The organism is Streptomyces sp. NPDC052114 (assembly GCF_040680155.1).
GTDB lineage: Bacteria > Actinomycetota > Actinomycetes > Streptomycetales > Streptomycetaceae > Streptomyces.
In genome coordinates this window covers 151,559-168,132 of record NZ_JBFAWC010000010.1, presented here as the reverse complement: position 1 = coordinate 168,132, position 16,574 = coordinate 151,559, and the positions used below count along the sequence as shown (strand labels likewise).

Annotated in this window: 13 protein-coding genes; 2 read left to right on the top strand and 11 right to left on the bottom strand. The window is 72.8% G+C overall.

Annotated features, from left to right (window positions below; all coding sequences use genetic code 11):
• Positions 1–16: 16 nt before the first annotated feature.
• Positions 17–376 carry an NADH-quinone oxidoreductase subunit A gene (locus AB0L89_RS23130; protein ID WP_003992243.1) on the bottom strand — a complete coding sequence of 120 codons (360 nt, stop codon included), beginning with the start codon at positions 374–376 and terminating at the stop codon, positions 17–19.
• Between the two features lie 954 nt (positions 377–1,330).
• On the opposite strand from AB0L89_RS23130, the gene AB0L89_RS23125 reads away from it, so the two are divergent.
• Positions 1,331–2,152, top strand: coding sequence for a C40 family peptidase (locus AB0L89_RS23125; RefSeq protein ID WP_365143840.1), 822 nt, complete (start codon positions 1,331–1,333; stop codon positions 2,150–2,152).
• A gap of 85 nt (positions 2,153–2,237) precedes the next feature.
• Here the strand turns inward: AB0L89_RS23125 and AB0L89_RS23120 are convergent, their stop codons facing one another.
• The 4 genes from AB0L89_RS23120 to AB0L89_RS23105 form a co-directional block, all read right to left on the bottom strand.
• Positions 2,238–3,389 (bottom strand): tetratricopeptide repeat protein, encoded by a 1,152-nt coding sequence (locus tag AB0L89_RS23120; RefSeq protein ID WP_365143837.1) that lies wholly within the window; start codon positions 3,387–3,389, stop codon positions 2,238–2,240.
• Positions 3,386–4,672 carry an ATP-binding protein gene (locus tag AB0L89_RS23115; RefSeq protein WP_365143834.1) on the bottom strand — a complete coding sequence of 429 codons (1,287 nt, stop codon included), beginning with the start codon at positions 4,670–4,672 and terminating at the stop codon, positions 3,386–3,388. The genes AB0L89_RS23120 and AB0L89_RS23115 overlap by 4 nt, the downstream gene beginning before the upstream one ends.
• Before the next feature lie 44 nt (positions 4,673–4,716).
• Positions 4,717–5,043: a putative quinol monooxygenase gene (locus AB0L89_RS23110; protein ID WP_365143831.1), complete on the bottom strand. Its 327-nt coding sequence runs from the start codon at positions 5,041–5,043 to the stop codon at positions 4,717–4,719.
• Between the two features lie 140 nt (positions 5,044–5,183).
• The gene (locus AB0L89_RS23105; protein WP_365143828.1) at positions 5,184–6,470 is read right to left on the bottom strand and encodes a geranylgeranyl reductase family protein; all 1,287 of its coding nucleotides are present in this window, start codon (positions 6,468–6,470) and stop codon (positions 5,184–5,186) included.
• Between the two features lie 170 nt (positions 6,471–6,640).
• Here AB0L89_RS23105 and AB0L89_RS23100 point away from each other — a divergent pair, with 170 nt between their 5' ends.
• Positions 6,641–7,003: a PASTA domain-containing protein gene (locus tag AB0L89_RS23100; RefSeq protein ID WP_365143825.1), complete on the top strand. Its 363-nt coding sequence runs from the start codon at positions 6,641–6,643 to the stop codon at positions 7,001–7,003.
• A gap of 28 nt (positions 7,004–7,031) precedes the next feature.
• On the opposite strand, the gene AB0L89_RS23095 is transcribed toward AB0L89_RS23100, so the two are convergent.
• The 6 genes from AB0L89_RS23095 to AB0L89_RS23070 all read right to left on the bottom strand — a co-directional run bounded on the left by AB0L89_RS23095 (position 7,032) and on the right by AB0L89_RS23070 (position 16,287).
• Positions 7,032–9,560 (bottom strand): zinc-ribbon domain-containing protein, encoded by a 2,529-nt coding sequence (locus tag AB0L89_RS23095; RefSeq protein WP_365143822.1) that lies wholly within the window; start codon positions 9,558–9,560, stop codon positions 7,032–7,034.
• 187 nt (positions 9,561–9,747) lie between these two features.
• Positions 9,748–10,443 carry a demethylmenaquinone methyltransferase gene (locus AB0L89_RS23090; protein ID WP_365143819.1) on the bottom strand — a complete coding sequence of 232 codons (696 nt, stop codon included), beginning with the start codon at positions 10,441–10,443 and terminating at the stop codon, positions 9,748–9,750.
• Positions 10,444–10,606: 163 nt separating this feature from the next.
• Complete coding sequence (locus tag AB0L89_RS23085) at positions 10,607–11,206, bottom strand: hypothetical protein (RefSeq protein ID WP_365143816.1); 600 nt, start codon at positions 11,204–11,206, stop codon at positions 10,607–10,609.
• A gap of 7 nt (positions 11,207–11,213) precedes the next feature.
• On the bottom strand, positions 11,214–12,413 hold the full coding sequence (mqnC, locus tag AB0L89_RS23080) for a cyclic dehypoxanthinyl futalosine synthase (protein WP_365143813.1): 1,200 nt from the start codon (positions 12,411–12,413) through the stop codon (positions 11,214–11,216).
• Between the two features lie 70 nt (positions 12,414–12,483).
• A complete protein-coding gene (locus AB0L89_RS23075) occupies positions 12,484–13,185 on the bottom strand; it encodes an A24 family peptidase (RefSeq protein ID WP_365143810.1) in 702 nt (233 codons plus the stop codon).
• A 54-nt stretch (positions 13,186–13,239) separates the two neighbouring features.
• The gene (locus tag AB0L89_RS23070) at positions 13,240–16,287 is read right to left on the bottom strand and encodes a BTAD domain-containing putative transcriptional regulator (protein ID WP_365143807.1); all 3,048 of its coding nucleotides are present in this window, start codon (positions 16,285–16,287) and stop codon (positions 13,240–13,242) included.
• Positions 16,288–16,574 lie beyond the last annotated feature (287 nt).

Sequence of the window (16,574 nt, the reverse complement as noted above, 5' to 3'; positions counted from 1 at the left end):
TTGGCCCCTCAGCCCTTCAGTCCCATTCCAGGCCGCCGCGCCGCCATACGTACGCGTACGCGACGAAGACGGTGAGCACGAAGAGCAGCATCTCCACGAGCCCGAAAATCCCCAGCGCGTCGAAGGTGACGGCCCAGGGGTAGAGGAAGACGATCTCGATGTCGAAGACGATGAAGAGCATCGCCGTCAGGTAGTACTTGATGGGGAATCGCCCACCACCGGCCGGCGTCGGCGTCGGCTCGATGCCGCACTCGTAGGCCTCGAGCTTTGCGCGGTTGTACCGCTTTGGACCGATAAGCGTGGCCATGACCACGGAGAAGATCGCAAAGCCTGCCCCGAGGGCTCCCAGCACGAGGATGGGCGCATAGGCGTTCACGCTCCTCGCTCCTCTCAGTCGGCACTGACTGTTGGCGGTTGCGTCGGACCCGGCCCTGAATCCCATCGAAGATCGCTTACATGTGAAGCAGGTCACAAGCCCAACTGCCCCGCATCTTATGCCCGGCGGTCTGTGATCTGCGACACGGGGTACGACAACGGCTTTGTGATCTCCACCACCTGACGAAGGATCATGAAGTCGGATGAGCGGTGATCTTCGTACGCGAAGCGCCTGAGTGATCACTAGAGGTGACATCCTGACGCGTCATGCCTGGTCGAAGGGGTGTCGCCCTATCAAGAGATGGCGCTTGCAGGCAAATTGGCGCTGGACTCGATCAGTTGATAGAGGAGCCGCGTTCACACTTTGGCGGCAGAGGTGTGGACGGATGTGGACGCGTGCGCCGATTCACGAGCGGGACGCGCGAACCGAACCGCACTCCGCCACCCTCCCCTCGCGGGAGGAGTCACCCCCTCACGGGACCCCCTCTCACGAGAGAGGCCGCGCCCTTCCCCCCTCCCTCGCGCGCGAGGCCCCCGTCGAGCACCCGGCGACGGTTTGGAATCCGCCCCAAGGGCACCCGAAGGGCACAGGGCGAGCACCTGGAGCGCACCCGGAACACACCTGGGGCGCACGCGAAAACTCCGGGAGATCTCAGGGAGGTCTCAGCGAGATCTCAGGGAGACCCCGGAGGGGGCACCCGTGTGACCTGTGCCACAGGGCCCCCCGTGCCGAATAAGCCGGGCTTGGCCATCCGCCTCAACCGGTGGTAGACCGTGGGCAATTCGGACGTATCGCAGAAAACCCATGATCACAGGCGTGATCAGCGCTGTCCGGATTGCCCGTTACGGCGTCAATAAGAAGCGACACGCCCGGGATTCGGGCACGCGAACCGCAACTGTGGCGCAGCACACGTTTCTTGAAGGGAACCGTGGGTCCCTGATAGCGGTTGGTCTCATGTCCCACACCGCTCACATACCCAGCCACCGGAAGCCCCGTCGCAGCGCCACGAAGGTCGCCCTGCGCGCCGGAGTTGCCGGTGGCGTCCTCAGCACCCTGGCAGTGGCCGCGGCGGCCGGTACGGCGAACGCGGCCGAGCCGGTGACCGAGACCATCGAGATGCCCACGCTCTCCACCGATCTGTCCGCACAGATCGCGCAGTCGGCGGACGCCACCCAGCAGGCCGCCGACACCTACGAGTCGCGCGCCGAGCAGGACGCGGCCGCCTCCAAGGCCGCCAAGCAGGCCAAGGAAGACCGCGCCAAGGCCGAGAAGAAGGCCGAGGCCGAGCGCAAGGCCGAGGAAGCCGCCAAGAAGAAGGCCGAGGAGGAGCGCGCCTCGCGTTCCGCCGAGCGCACGAACCTCTCCACCCAGTCCGGTGGCGGTTCCTCCGCGAGCTCCGCCGACTCGGTCGCCCCGGCCAGCGGCAGCGTCGGCTCGGTCATCAGCTTCCTGAAGGCCCAGCTGGGCGACGCGTATGTGATGGGTGCCTCGGGCCCCAACGCCTGGGACTGCTCCAGCCTCGTGCAGGCCGCGTTCAAGCAGGCGGGCGTGGACCTTCCGCGCGTCTCGCAGGACCAGTCGACGATGGGCACCGAGGTCGGCACCTCGAACCTGCAGGTCGGCGACATCCTGTACTGGGGCGGCAAGGGCTCCGCGTACCACGTGGGCGTGTACATCGGTAACGGCCAGTACCTGGACGCCGCCAACCCCGGCAAGGGCGTTGTCATCCAGGACCTGTCCGGTTACCCCGCCTCGGGCGCCGTGCGCGTCCTCTGAGGGCCGCACACAGGCTTACGACGAAGGACCGGAGCCCCTGGCGGGGTTCCGGTCCTTCGCGCGCTCTCAGCGCCCTCTCACGCCCTCAGCGCCGCCGCGCGCCCTCCCGGAACGCCTTGCGTACGGAGGGACGGTCGACCCACATCGTCAGGAGCGTCGTCCCGAGGGCGGCCCAGAAGAGCACGGTGGGCAGTCCGCGTTCGGTCCACGGCACCAGGGTGAGCAGCAGCGTGCACGCCATCACGGCGGCGGACTGCCCGGCGGCGAGCCGCGCCCATCCGTCGCGGCGCAGCAGGGAACGCACGTTCAGGCGGACGCCCTTGCGCCGCCGGTGGAACCGCAGCGCCGCGCCGAGCAGCCAGATCACGGTGAGCGGCACCAGGTCCCACAGCCGCTGGCCGAGGGCGAGCGGCAGGTCGCGCGGGGTCTCGCCGTCCGTCGTGAAGAGGTCGAGGCCCGAGGCGATGAGGGCGAGGCAGAGCAGGGCGAGCCAGCGGGTGCCGCGCAGCATCCGGTAGGTGGCGGCGTCGAGTTGGTCCCGCATGTCCGCCGACTCCGGGGCGACGGCGAGCGCGTCGGCGTACAGGTCGGCGGCGTCGGCCGCCCGGACGCCCGGTGCCTCGGCGGCCCGGCGCGTCTGCCCGGCCAGCGCCTCCGCGTGGGTCGGGTCGAGCCGCAGGATGGCGCGCTCCATCGCGTCGGCCGTGTCCGTGTCCCCGGAGAGGCCGGCGATGAACAGCGCCTTCTCGTACGGGCCGATCTCCTCGGGGGCGAGCCGGATCGCCTCCTGGACCAGTTCCCTCGGCTCCCCCGCCACCGCGTCGATATCGGCGGCCTCGATGCGGCCGGTCGCGAGCTCCTGGCCCCGGCGGACGATGTTCCGCCGGAAGAGGAGATCGGCGAGCATCGAGTAACTGCCCCAGAAGTGCGGGCTGAGCCGGATCGCCGTGCGCAGCGCCGCTTCCGCTTCGTCGAAGCCCCGGCCGCTCAGGCGCAGCGCCTGTGCGTGCACGAGCAGCACGTTGACGTTCTCGGGCGTGAGCCGCAGGGCCCGCTCGGTCGCCTCCAGTGCCTGGTGCGGGCGGTCGGCCCCCAGGTGGCAGCGGGCGAGCTGCTCCCATGCCGCGACGTCGTCGGGCTCCTCGGCGAGCCGCCGCCCGAGGAGCTCCACCGCCTCGTCGTTCCGCCCGAGGGACACGAGCCCCTCGGCCCGCTCGACCGCCTGGTCCAGACTCATAGTTTCCGCTTCTTCTTCAGGTACGTGACGAGGTCGTCGTAGGCGCCGCCCTCGTTCGCGTACATCGCCACGTTGCGAGCCGACGCGAACCACGGGTCGGCGGAGGGCACGGTCTGCTTGACCGCGCCGAGGAGATCCTTCATCCCGATCATGCGGATGGTGCCGGTGCGCGCGGAGTCGAGCAGCGCGCTCTCGGCGGCCACCTCGCAGACGTGCGCGAGGTCGGCACCGGAGAGGCCTTCGGTGGCCTTGGCGAGCTTGCCCAAGTCGATGTTCTCGATGGGGCGTTCGCGCAGGTGGTAGCGGAGAATGGCCTCGCGGGCCGGGGTGTCGGGCGGCAGCACGAGCAGGGTGCGGTCGAAGCGGCCGGGGCGGCGCAGGGCGATGTCGACGTCCCAGGGAACGTTCGTCGCGGCGAGCACGAAGACGCCCTCGTTGGCCGCGGCGTCGACGCCGTCGAGCTCGGTGAGCAGCTGGTTGACGGTGTTGCGCATGCCGCTGCTCTGGGTGCGGCTGCGCTTGCCGCCCAGGGCGTCGAGCTCGTCCAGGAACACGACGCAGGGGGCCTGGCGGCGGGCGGTCTCGAAGACCTCGTGCATGTTGCGTTCGGAGTTGCCGATCCACATGTCGAGCACGTCGTTGACCGACACCGACAGGAAGCCGGCGCCGAGTTCACCGGCGACGGCGCGGGCGATGAAGGTCTTGCCGCAGCCGGGAGGCCCGTACAGGAGAAGGCCGCCGCGCAGGCTCTTGCCGTACAGCTTGCGCAGTTCGGGGTTGCGCAGCGGGGCGAGGAACGCGGCTTCCAGGCGGTCCTTCACGTCCTGCATGCCGCCGACGTCGGCGAGCCGTACGGCACCGGGCGCCGCCGTGTCCTCGACGTCCCACGCCTCCGCGTCGCCGGGGTCCCCGCCGCCGTCCTCGGCGAGCGGTGCCTCCACGAACCGGGGCGGGACGGCGTCGCCGACCTGGTCCTCGGCGGCCCGCCAGTCGAAGCCCCGCGGCGCGGCGGGAGCCCGTGCCCCCGGCGCGGCGGGAGCCTGCGTCACCGACTCGCCAGGAGTCTGCGGTGCCGGGGGCATCCCCATGGCCCGGCCCATCAGCTCCCGGGCCTGGGCGTCGCCCGGCGCGTGCTGGAGGGCGACCGCCACCTCGGCCACCGCGTCGTCGGTGTGCCCCGCGTCCAGGAGGAGTTGGGCGAGGTGCAGGCGGAGCGGCACGTCCTGGGGCGCCGCCGAGACAGCGGTGCGCAGACTGGCTATGAGGGGGGAATCGGCCGACATGGCGCCCACTGTACGAAGCGGGCGCCACTGTCGAGCGGGCGGGCTCAGGCTTCGACGGCCAGCTCCCCCATCGCGCCCCAACCCTCGTTCGGGATGTCGGCGTTGATGATCTCGGGGGTCGCGGCGATGAGCCCGGCCATCGTCTCCAGGCCCGCCTTGAAGTGGTCGGACTGCACGTGCACCGCGCCCGCCTCGGCGTCCCGGAAGCCTTCGAGGAGGACGTACTGGTTCGGGTCGTCGACGCTGCGCGACCAGTCGAAGAAGAGGTTGCCCTCCTCGGCGCGGGTGGCGGCGGTGAACGCGGCGGTGCGCTCCAGCCAGGACTCGACGTGCTCGGGGCGGACGGTGAACTTGACGGCGATGAAAATCATGCGGCCAGCGTGCCTCGGAACCGACGGGTGGGGCAAACCGGGCGCACACGCCTCTGACCAGCGTCGGAGTACCCACCCCGAAGAACCCGGCGCGGTGACCGTGCGGGGCGCCCCGGGACCTGCCCGCGGCGCCCCGGCACTCACGCCTTCGGAGCCACCTTGCTCAGACCGTTGATGACACGGTCCATCGCGTCGCCGCCCGTCGGGTCCGTGAGGTTCGCCAGCATCTTCAGCGTGAACCGCATCAGCATCGGGTGGGTCAGGCCGCGCTGGGTGGCGATCTTCATGACCTTCGGGTTACCGATGAGCTTCACGAAGGCGCGGCCCAGCGTGTAGTAGCCGCCGTAGGTCTCCTTCAGCGTCTTCGGGTAGTGCTGGAGCGCCAGTTCCCGCTGGGCGGGGGTGGCACGCGCGTGTGCCTGCACGATGACGTCGGCGGCGATCTGGCCGGACTCCATGGCGTACGCGATGCCCTCGCCGTTGAACGGGTTGACCAGGCCGCCCGCGTCGCCGACCAGGAGCAGGCCCTTGGTGTAGTGCGGCTGGCGGTTGAAGGCCATCGGCAGGGCGGCGCCGCGGATCGGCATCGTCATGTTCTCCGGGGTGTACCCCCAGTCCTCCGGCATCGAGGCGCACCAGGCCTTGAGGACCTCGCGCCAGTCGAGCTCGCGGAAGGCCTTGGAGGAGTTGAGGATGCCGAGGCCGACGTTGGACGTGCCGTCGCCCATGCCGAAGATCCAGCCGTAGCCGGGAAGGAGACGGTCCTCGCCGGGGCCGCGGCGGTCCCACAGCTCCAGCCAGGACTCCAGGTAGTCGTCGTCGTGGCGCGGCGAGGTGAAGTACGTGCGGACCGCGACGCCCATCGGGCGGTCCTCGCGGCGGTGCAGGCCCATGGCCAGCGAGATCCGCGAGGAGTTGCCGTCGGCGGCGACGACGAGCGGGGCGTGGAAGGTGACCGGGGTCTTCTCCTCGCCGAGCTTGGCGTGCACGCCGGTGATGCGGCCGGTGCGGTCGTCGATGATCGGTTCGCCGACGTTGCAGCGCTCGTGCAGGCGGGCGCCCGCCTTCTGCGCCTGCCGGGCGAGCTGCTCGTCGAAGTCGTCGCGCTTGCGCACCAGGCCGTAGTCCGGGTACGAGGCGAGCTCGGGCCAGTCCAGCTGGAGCCGCACGCCGCCGCCGATGATGCGCAGGCCCTTGTTCCGCAGCCAGCCCGCCTCTTCGGAGATGTCGATGCCCATCGACACGAGCTGCTTGGTGGCGCGCGGGGTCAGGCCGTCGCCGCAGACCTTCTCCCGCGGGAACGCCGTCTTCTCCAGAAGGAGGACGTCGAGTCCGGCCTTCGCCAGGTAGTACGCCGTCGTCGAACCGGCGGGCCCGGCTCCGACGACGATGACGTCCGCGGTGTGTTCGGAGAGGGGCTCGGTCACGGCGGGTTCTCCCCAGGGCTAGAGATCTGTGTGCCGACCGGCACGGGCTACGCGCAGTCTATGAGGCGGCGCCGATCCGTCGGCCGAAGGGCCACGTGCGAGCGGGGCACGGCACTTCCGACCCGTGGGGCGCCAGGGCTACCCTGCCCGTACCGCAGGGGGTGACAACTGTGCGCATACCGCCCGAGACACCGGGGCCGCCCGGGACGCCCGAGGTCCGTGTGCCGCGGCTGACCGGCCTGATGGCGCTGGACGCCCGCGAGACCGCGGCGCGGCACGGCGTGCGGCTCGTGGCGCCCGACCGCCCCGGCTTCCACGACGTCGTCGTCGACCACGTCGTACGCCAGTACCCGCCCCCGGGCGTCGCGGTGCCGCACGGCGCCGCCGTCACCGTCTGGTTCGACCTCGGACCCGGCGAGGGCGAGGGCGGCGCGGGCGTGCGCGAGCCGCGCCGCCCGGGGCCGCCGGACGGCGGGCTGCGCGCGGAACTGGACGAGCCGGGACACGAGCCGGGGGTGCCGGCGGCCTGGTGACCGCCGGGCACCGAAGGCTCCGGGCGGGTCAGTCCGTGAGGCGCCAGGTGTCCAGCGCGGTCGCGTGCGTCTTCGCGCCCTCGCCCGCGGGCCAGAAGTCCGCGCGCCACGAGAGCTGGATCGCGTACTCCGTGCCGTTCTCCGCGATGTAGCTCTGGTTGACGGCGTGGATCTCGCGGCCCGCCTCGTCGGTGTACGTGTACTCCCAGATGGCGCCGCTTCGCCCCTGGAAGGTGTTCGTCTCCAGCCGGATGCGCCGGTAGTCCGACTTGTCCGGGGCGGACTTGGTGTGCTTCTCGATGTTCGTGAAGTTCTCGTACGAGGTGTACGGCGCGTCCGCGACGACGCCGACGAGGAACTCCTCGCGGCCGGTCGACCCCGCGTAGGTGATCTGGCCGGGGCGCTCCGGGTTCACGGCCTGGCGCGTCCAGCCCTCGGGCACCGCGAAGGAGAACCCTTCGGGGTCGGTCACCCGCTCGGACCCGTCCGGGGCCTCGGGCACGCCGTTCACCCCGGCGTCCGCGCCGCCGGTCGACTCCGCGCTCGGCCGGGGGCTCTGCGGGGCCACCGGGCTCGGGGACCGGCTCGGCTCCTGGGACCGGCTGACGGCGGGCCGGTCGTCCTTGCCCTTGCCGTCCGCCGTGTCGTCGCCGGTGTCCTGCCAGAGCAGGATGCCGGCGGCCGCGCCACCGCCGACCACGAAGGCACCGGCGATGGTCGCCACCCACACACCGGCCCGGCCGCGCGGCTTGGCGGCGGAGGGCGGCTGCCCGCCGAGGTGGACGAGGTGCGGGGCGTAGGGAGGAGTGGCTCCCTGCTCGTACGAAGGAGAAGGAGTGGGGGTACCGGCCGGGGGCGTGCCGGGAACGGCGGCCGGGGCCGGGGTCGTGCCGTGCGCCGGGGTCGCGCCCTGCACCGGGGTCGCGGCACGGGCGTCCGGCGCCGCCAAGGGCGCCTGCATCGGCGGCATCCCGGCCGCCCCCACCGGCGGCGTCCCGCCCCGCTGCCCCGCCATCTGCAGCAGATGGGGCGCGAGCAGCGTCGCGGGGAAGACCCACAGCAGGCCGAACAGCAGCGTCTCCGGGATGCTGAGTCCGGCCTCGACACCGCCGCTGCCGGACGTGCCGCCCGACCCGCCGAGGCCCGAACCCCCGCCGAAGGCCTGTCCTGACACCTCGACGCCGAGGCCGCTGAAGGCGGCGAGCAGCAGGACGAGGCCGAAGAAGAGCCCGGCGGCGAGGAGTTGCTCGCCGCGGTGCGCGCAGCGCCGGGCGGCGAACACGCCGATCGTCAGCGCGCAGACCAGGCCGAGCGCCAACGCCCCCACGATCGCCCAGTCGTTGGTGACGTCCCCCAGTTCGGACAGACCGAACGACTCGCTCTCGTACCCGCTCCCGTACATCGAGCTGCTGCCCCGCACCGTCGCCTCCGCTCCCCCGCCCCAGCCGAGGCCGAGCGCCGTGACGGCGAGGTTCGGCAGGACGAGGAGCGCGAGCAGCAGCGGTGAGACGTCGGTGTCGTCGAGGTCGGTGAGTCCGGCCAGGTCGTCGACCTGGGTGAGGCTGATGAAGGCGACGACCGAGCAGAGCGCCAGCACCACGAGCAGGGCGCGCAGCGCGGTGCCGGTGGCCCGGAGGAAGGCCTGCGCGCCGGGCCGTGCGGCGAGCCGGTGCGCGAGGTCGGCGCGGCACAACACCCCGCAGGAGACGGCGAGTCCGAGCACCAGCGCGCCCAGCGCCGCGAGCACCGGCGACGCGGACAGCTCGACGCCCTCGATCTCGGGCTGCGCGAACAGGGCGAGCGCGAGGACGCCCACGGTCACCAGCAGCGCGACCCGCACGGCCGCTTCGAGCCCCGTGGTGGTGCCGCCCCGCCCGGCGCCGCGCGCCACCATGCGGGTGCGCAGGACGCGTACGCCGACGAAGAGGGCCACGATCCACAGCAGGGTCACCGTGAGCGGGACGAAGTGCAGGCTCGCGGTGCCTTCGAGCGCGGAGCCCGAACTGTCCGAGCCCAGGCCCGCGTCCGTGCCCAGGCCCGAGCCCATGCTGTCGGAGCCGCCGAAGAGCGGCTTCTGCTCACGGCCCGTCACCTCGAAGCCGCCGCCGACCGCCTTGAGCAGCAGCGCGAGGGCGATCCGCAGACGGTCGGTGAAGCCGACGACGACCTCGTCGTCCTGCCCGTACGCCGGGATCGCCAGGGACATCGCCCCGACGAGCAGCAGCGCCACGGGCCACAGCGCGGCCTGCACGGACCCGGCCCAGTCCCCGCGGAACGTACGGCCGAGGAAGGCACCGACGGGCGAGGGCGCGGTGGGGGCGGCGGCCGGGGCGTGGACCGGCGGGGGCGGCGAGGCGGGGGCCGCCGCCGGAGCCGCCGCCGGAGCGGGTGGCGTGTCCAGTGCCGTCGCCTCGTGCGGCGCGGGTTCGGGCGCCGTCGGCTCGGGCGCCGCGGGCTCGGGCGCCGCCGGTTCCGCGAGGCGCTCTTTGCCGCACTTCATGCAGAAGCGGGCCTCTTCAGGAGCGGGAGCCCCGCAGTGTGGGCAGTACGACGCCATCGAAACGCTCCGTCGGTCCAGGAGTTCACCAGCAAGAGACCGTCCCGTAAGAGCCGCATAAGGAAACGGGAGGGTCGCAACAACGGACACATCTTGCCCGTCGGCCGGTTCCCGTCGGTGCGGGATCCGTGTTCTCAACTGAAGCGTTACGCGGCGCGGTTCACCCGTGCGCCCCGCCAGGCGGTGGTCAGCCCTGCTTGAAGCCCCGGTGCAGCGCCACGACGCCGCCCGTCAGGTTCCGCCAGGCCACCTTCGACCAGCCCGCGCCCTGCAGCCGCGCGGCGAGCGCGGGCTGGTCGGGCCAGCTGCGGATCGACTCGGCGAGGTAGACGTACGCGTCCGGGTTGGAGGAGACCGCGCGCGCGACCGGCGGCAGCGCGCGCATCAGGTACTCCTCGTAGACCGTGCGGAAGGGCGCCCAGGTCGCGTGCGAGAACTCGCAGATCACGACCCGTCCGCCCGGCTTCGTCACGCGGTACAGCTCGCGCAGCGCGGCGTCCGTGTCCTGGATGTTGCGCAGCCCGAAGGAGATGGTGACGGCGTCGAAGGTGTCGTCCTTGAACGGCAGCTTCGTCCCGTCGCCCGCCGTGAACGGCATCCAGGGGTGGCGCTGCTTGCCGACCCGCAGCATGCCGAGCGAGAAGTCGCAGGGCACGACGTACGCACCGGCCCGGGCGAAGGGCTGCGAGGACGTGGCGGTGCCCGCGGCGAGGTCGAGGACCTTCTGCGCGGGGCGCGCGTCGACCGCCTTGGCGACCTCCTTGCGCCAGAGGCGGGCCTGGCCGAGGGAGAGCACGTCGTTGGTGAGGTCGTACCGTTCCGCCACGTCGTCGAACATCGTGGCGACTTCGTGCGGCTGCTTGTCCAGGGTGGCTCGGGTCACCCGGCCTATTGTGTCAGGCCGGTCTTCTGCCGTGGCGGCGCCCTTCTCGCCTGCGGCGAGCCCTTCGCACACGCGTCTGCCCGGTGCGGGCTCCCTGGCGGGTGCGGGCCCGTCGTCGGCCGGTCGCGTAGTTCCCCGCGCCCCTGAAGGGGCTACCCGTGCCTCAGCGGGACCGGTACACCAACCTGCCGCCGATCACCGTCGCCACGCACGTTCCCGGTCCGCGGCGCACCAGTTCCGCGCGGTCGGCCACGTCGAAGACCGCGAAGCGGGCCGGGCCGCCCTCGGCCAGGGGCGGGAGCAGGACCAGCGGGGTCGGGGAGAGGGACGGGGGCCCCGGCAGCCGCGGCGGACGGGCGCCCACCGCGAGGCCCGCCCTGCGGACCGCGTCCAGGACGGGCCGGGCCCGCAGCTCGCCCGCGACGGCCACCGTGCCGTGCGCGAGGAGCCGCTGCACGCCGCGCCGCGCGCTCGCGCCGAGGCGGGCGGGGTCGGCCCGGAAGATGCCCGCCGCGCGCTCCCCGCCGATGGGCTCGGTGCCCAGCCGGTCGGCCTCGCGCGGGTCGGGGTGGTAGGCGGCCTCCAGCAGCTCGGGGCCGTACGGGTTGAGCAGCCCCGGCGTCAGGATGCCGGGCCAGCGCCGGACGCGGGCGGTGGGGTGCGCGGCGGCCAGTTCGTCGTACGGGCCGACGGCGGCGATGGTCGCGCCGTCGGCCAGGACCGCCGCCTCCGGGGAGCGCTCGGCGACGTGAAGGGTCAGCAACAGGGCCTCAGTTGCCGGCGAGGAGCTTGAGCTCCGGGTGCGCCGTGCCGCCCTCGATCGCCGTGGAGGAGATGTGCGAGGCGACGCGGTCGTCGACCGGGTCGTTCGCCGGGTCGTCGTGCACGACGAGGTGCTCGTACGTGGTGGCGCGCTGGGCCGGGACGCGGTCCGCGGTGCGGATCATCTCGATCATCTCGCGGAGGTTGTTGCGGTGCTTGGCACCGGCCGAGGAGACCACGTTCTCCTCCAGCATCACCGAGCCGAGGTCGTCCGCGCCGTAGTGGAGCGTGAGCTGGCCGGCCTCCTTGCCGGTGGTCAGCCAGGAGCCCTGGATGTGCGCCACGTTGTCGAGGAAGATCCGCGCGATGGCGATCATGCGGATGTACTCGAAGATCGTCGCCTGGGTGCGGCCCTTGAGGTGGTTGTTCTCGGGCTGGTACGTGTACGGGATGAAGGCCCGGAAGCCCCCGGTCCGGTCCTGCACGTCGCGGATCATGCGCAGGTGCTCGATGCGCTCGGCGTTCGTCTCGCCGGTGCCCATGAGCATGGTGGAGGTGGACTCGACGCCGAGGTTGTGGGAGATCTCCATGATCTCCAGCCAGCGCTCGCCGGACTCCTTGAGCGGGGCGATGGCCTTGCGCGGCCGCTCCGGGAGCAGCTCGGCGCCGGCGCCCGCGAAGGAGTCGAGACCGGCGGCGTTGATGCGCTGGATCGCCTCCTCGACGGAGACCTTGGAGATGCGGGCCATGTGCTCGACCTCGGACGCGCCGAGGGAGTGGATGACCAGCTGCGGGAATTCCTTCTTGATCGCCGAGAAGTGCTTCTCGTAGTACTCGACGCCGTAGTCGGGGTGGTGCCCGCCCTGGAACATGATCTGCGTCCCGCCGAGCTCGACCGTCTCCGCGCAGCGGCGCAGGATGTCGTCGAGGTCGCGGCTCCAGCCCTTCTTGGTGTCCTTCGGGGCGGCGTAGAAGGCGCAGAACTTGCAGGCCGTCACGCAGACGTTCGTGTAGTTGATGTTCCGCTCGATGATGTACGTCGCGATGTGTTCCGTACCCGCGTAGCGGCGGCGGCGCACGGCGTCGGCGGTGGCGCCGAGCGCGTGCAGCGGGGCGTCGCGGTAGAGGTCGAGCGCCTCCTCGGGAGTGATCCGTCCGCCTGCGGCGGCACGGTCGAGGACGGACTGGAGGTCGGCCTTCTCGGTCACCGGGGGTCCCTTTCGTAAGGGTTGCGGACGTACCGGGCCAGCGTACGCCAGCCCTCCCGGCCCTCCGACGTCAGGCGGCGTACGCCCCCAGGAGCAGCCCGACGAACGCGCCCGACACCAGGAACGGGCCGAACGGGATCGCCGTCTTGCGCCCGGCACGGCGGGCCACCACGAGCCCCACGCCGTACAGCGAGGCCAGCAGGAACCCGGCGAACGTCCCGAGCAGCAGCACCCCCCAGCCGTACCAGCCGAGCACCGCGCCGAGCGACAGGGCCAGCTTCACGTCGCCGAAGCCCATGCCGTTGGGGTTGATCAGGAAGAGGACGAAGTACGCGCCCGCGAGCGCGAGCGCCCCGTACAGCGCGCCGAGCCAGCTGCCGCCGTGCTCGGGCAGCAGCGCCGCGCCGCCGAGCAGCGCGAGCGCGGCGCCCGCGAGCGGCAGCGTGAGCACGTCCGGCAGCCGGTGCACGGTGAAGTCGACGACGGCGAGAAGCACGCCGAAGGGCGCGAGCAGCAGCCAGACGCCCAGCTCGGGCCGGGCGCCGGTGGCGGCGGCGAGGGCGGCGCAGACGAGGGCGGTGGCGACGACGGTGCCGGAGGTGCGGGGTCCGTACCCGCCGCCGTCCCGGCTCCGCGCGAGCCCGACCCACGAGGTCAGGGCCTGCCCCTCGGGAGTCTCCCCGCGCCATCCCTCACCGGCCGGCACGGAGAGCCGGTAGGCGGCGCGGGGCACGAGAAGCCCGGCGAGGGCGCCCCAGAGAAGGGCGCCCACGATGAGAATCAACTGCAAGGCTTCCGTCGCCCCCTCACTGCCGTACGGGGGGCATCAGCCGACGGCCGTCAGGCCGGTACGCCACGTCGGCAGGAGCTCGTCGAGCAGCGCCTCCGTCCGGGGCGGCAGTCCACGCGCCCCGCTCCGGGCGACGAGGTCGGCGGCCACCTGCTGGAGCCGCGCCGGGTCCTCCGTCGCATGCGTGGCCCGCAGCAACTCGTTCCAGAGCCGCTCGTCTCCCGGCGCGGAGCCGAGCGCCGCGTTCAGCGCCTCGATCGCCTTCTCGGCACGCCCCTTCTCCAGGTGGAACTCGGAGAGGGCCAGACCGATGTCGGCGACGAGCAGCGGCAGCTGGGCGTCGATGATCTCGTGCGTGAGCCAGCCGTACCGGCCCTGCGGCCGGTCGGCGAGCAGCGGCCCGCGCACCAGCACCAGCGCGTCGGTGAGCATCCGCCCGCGCACCGCGCGGTTGCCTGCGCCGCGCCCCTGCGTGGCCTCGTGGTAGAGCGAGCGCAGCACGTCGAGGTCGGACACCACGGACTTGGCGAGCGTGAGCCGCCCGGTCCGGTCCGCCCGCAGCCGCGGCGAGCCGTCGGGCTCGGTGCCGAGCCACTCGCGCAGCCGCTCGACGAGCGCGTCGCGCACGTCGTCGGTGACGCCGCGCGGCCACAGCGCGGAAGCCAGCACCCGCGGGTGCACCCCTTCGCGGTGCAGCAGCAGAAGGGCCAGCGCCTCGTGCATCAGCGCGCTGCGCTCGCCGTCGGGGGTGTCGAGGCCGATGATCTCGTACGTACCGACGAGGCGGGCGTAGACCGCGGGCCTGCCCTGCTCGGTGACGTCGACGAGGAACGGCGGGGCGACCGCCGCGGAGCCGTCGCCGGGGCCGCCGGGGCCCGTGGCGCCGTCCGGGTCGGCGTCCGTGAAGAGCTGGACGACGGCGCGCTGCTGGGCCTCGGGCAGCGTCTGGGCGGTCAGTTCGAGGCCGAGCAGCGGCGCGAGCAGCTTGCCGTCCCGGGTGATCTCCATCTCCCAGGCGGCGCCGGGCAGGTCGCCCGAGTCCGTGCCGACGAGGTAGCCGATGCCGAGCCGGCCGGCGTCGGCGGCGAGCTCGGCGAGCGTGACGGCGTCCTCGCCGGTCGGCTCGGCGGCGAGCAGCACGAGGTGCGGGGCCCAGCGGGTGTGCTGGGCGGGGCCGGTGCGGCCGGTGAGCACGGAGTCGTGCCCGGCGGCGCCGAGCGCGCCGCGCCGCTGCCGCGTCTCGGCCTCCATGGTCTCGATGAGCGCCTCGACGTCCTCCAGGTGGCGAAGGCGGTTGGGCGCGAGCGGGGTGAGGTCCTGGCCGAAGCCGACGAGGGTGATGGTCATGCGGTCCGACCAGCCGTTGGTGGCCAGCTCGGCGGCGACCGAGGCGAAGACGGCGGCGCGGTCGGTCGCGCTGCCGCTCAGCGAGACGATGCCGGGCACGGACTCCAGGTTGAGCAGCAGCCGGGAGTCGTCGAGGGTGCCGAAGCTGACGAGGCCGGGGTAGGGGGCCGCGGTGTCCACGTCCTCGTACCGCTCGGCGTCGGTGCGCGCCAGCATCCAGAACGTCTGGTCCTGGCCGAGCTGCCAGGGCGCGGGCGGACGGCCCGCGGGCTGGGCGAGCTGGAGGTGCAGATCGCCGTTGCTCAGCCAGGCCGCGTACACGGTCGGCAGGGCGCGGTTCTCCTCGGCGAGCGAGGCGGCGAGCCCGCGCAGCGACAGGTCGAGCAGGCGTACGCCGTCGGGGTCGGCGCCCACGAGCAGCGCGTCCTGCACGTCGGCGGCGGCGCCGGTCGGCGTCGGCGGCTGCATGCCGCGGCGCCCGCCGACCGCGCCCATGGCGGACTGCCACAGGGCGTGCCGGCGGCGGCGGCCGAGCGCGCCGAGCAGGCCGGCGGCGAGGAGGGGCGCGCCGAGGAGTGCCTCGGGCAGCCCGAAGTCGAAGCCCTCGGACTCGCTGCCGGTGGTGGCGGAGGGCGCCTCGGCGGCGGGGGCGTCGGGGGTGGCCGGGGCCTCGGGCATGGCGGGGGTGGCGGGCTGGGCGGGCCGCTGCTCGGGCAGGACGATGTGGGCGGTGTCGCGGTCGACGGAGCTGCCGCCGCCCTGTTCCTGGCCACCCTGTTCCTGGCCACCGCTCCCCTGCTGGTGGTCCCCGGTCTTGGAGTAGTCGGAGATCTGCTCCTTGACGTCCTGGGAGACCTTCGGGGCCTCGTCGGGCATCTCGACGAGCTCGCCGCCGTGCGCGTCCGCGGGCATCTCCATGATCCAGCCGGGCCGGATGAGGCTGGCCTCGGAGAGCCGGGAGCCGTCGGGCTGCTCGCGGTCCTTGTTGAGCTGGTAGATCTCCTTGTACCGGCGGCCGTCGCCCAGGTGCCGCTCCGCGATCTCCCAGAGGGAGTCGTGGTGGCGGCCCTCGGGGGGCTGGATCCGGTAGTACTTCGTATCCCCGTCCTTGGCGCTGCTCCCGCCGTCGGCGTGCGCGGCGGCCTGGTCGGCCTGCGCGGCGAGCGCGTCGGCGGCGGTGGCGGCGGCCTGCTGCTGCTCCTGCCCGAACAGACCCGGGGTCTGCTGGGCGCTCGCGGCGGTGGCGGGCTTCTGGTTCCCCTCCAGCGACTGCCCGAACTGCGAGAGCCCCGGCGCGAAGCTGGCGGCGGTGGCGCCGACGAGCAGCAGGGCGGCGACGAGCTGGCGCGCGAGCATCTGGCTGCCGCCGGCACCGGGCACCCGGTTCGGGATCCCCACGCCGGAGAGCGCGGCCTTTATCTCGACGAGCACGCAGGCGGTGAACTGCGCCCAGGCGAACCAGACGACGACGGTCAGCACGTTGATGAACGTGCCGACGGTGATCTCCTGCTGCAGCCAGCTCAGCGAGGGCGCGCCGTTCGGCAGCGGCCATCCCACGAAGTACGCGAGGGCTCCGGGCACGCCGACCAGGAGCACGGCCAGCGCGACAAAGGCGAAGAACGCCTTGACGAAGTCCCCGAAGGAACGCCGGCGCCGCGGCAGAGGCTGCGGCGTCCGGTTCCGCGGGGCCTGCGGATTCGGCGGGCTCGTCGAGCGTCGTGAGGTGGTGCGCGCCATGGCGGGTGTCCTGGGTTCCTGTGGGGAGGAGTGGATGGGATGGGACGTGGTGGTACGTGATGAGACGTGCTGCAGGCTGCCGCGGGGTGGTGCCGGGTGGTGCCGGGTGATGCAGGGTGATGCCGGGTGATGCAGCGTGACGAGAAAGGTGCGGGGAGCCTACGGGGTGATGGTACGGAAGGTGTCGGAGCGCAAACAGGGGCGGAGCCCAGGACGTCGACCCGTTTGACAACCACTCGCCCCAAAAGCCCGATTCGCGCTCGGGGCGCCGGGGAGGGCGCCGCCCT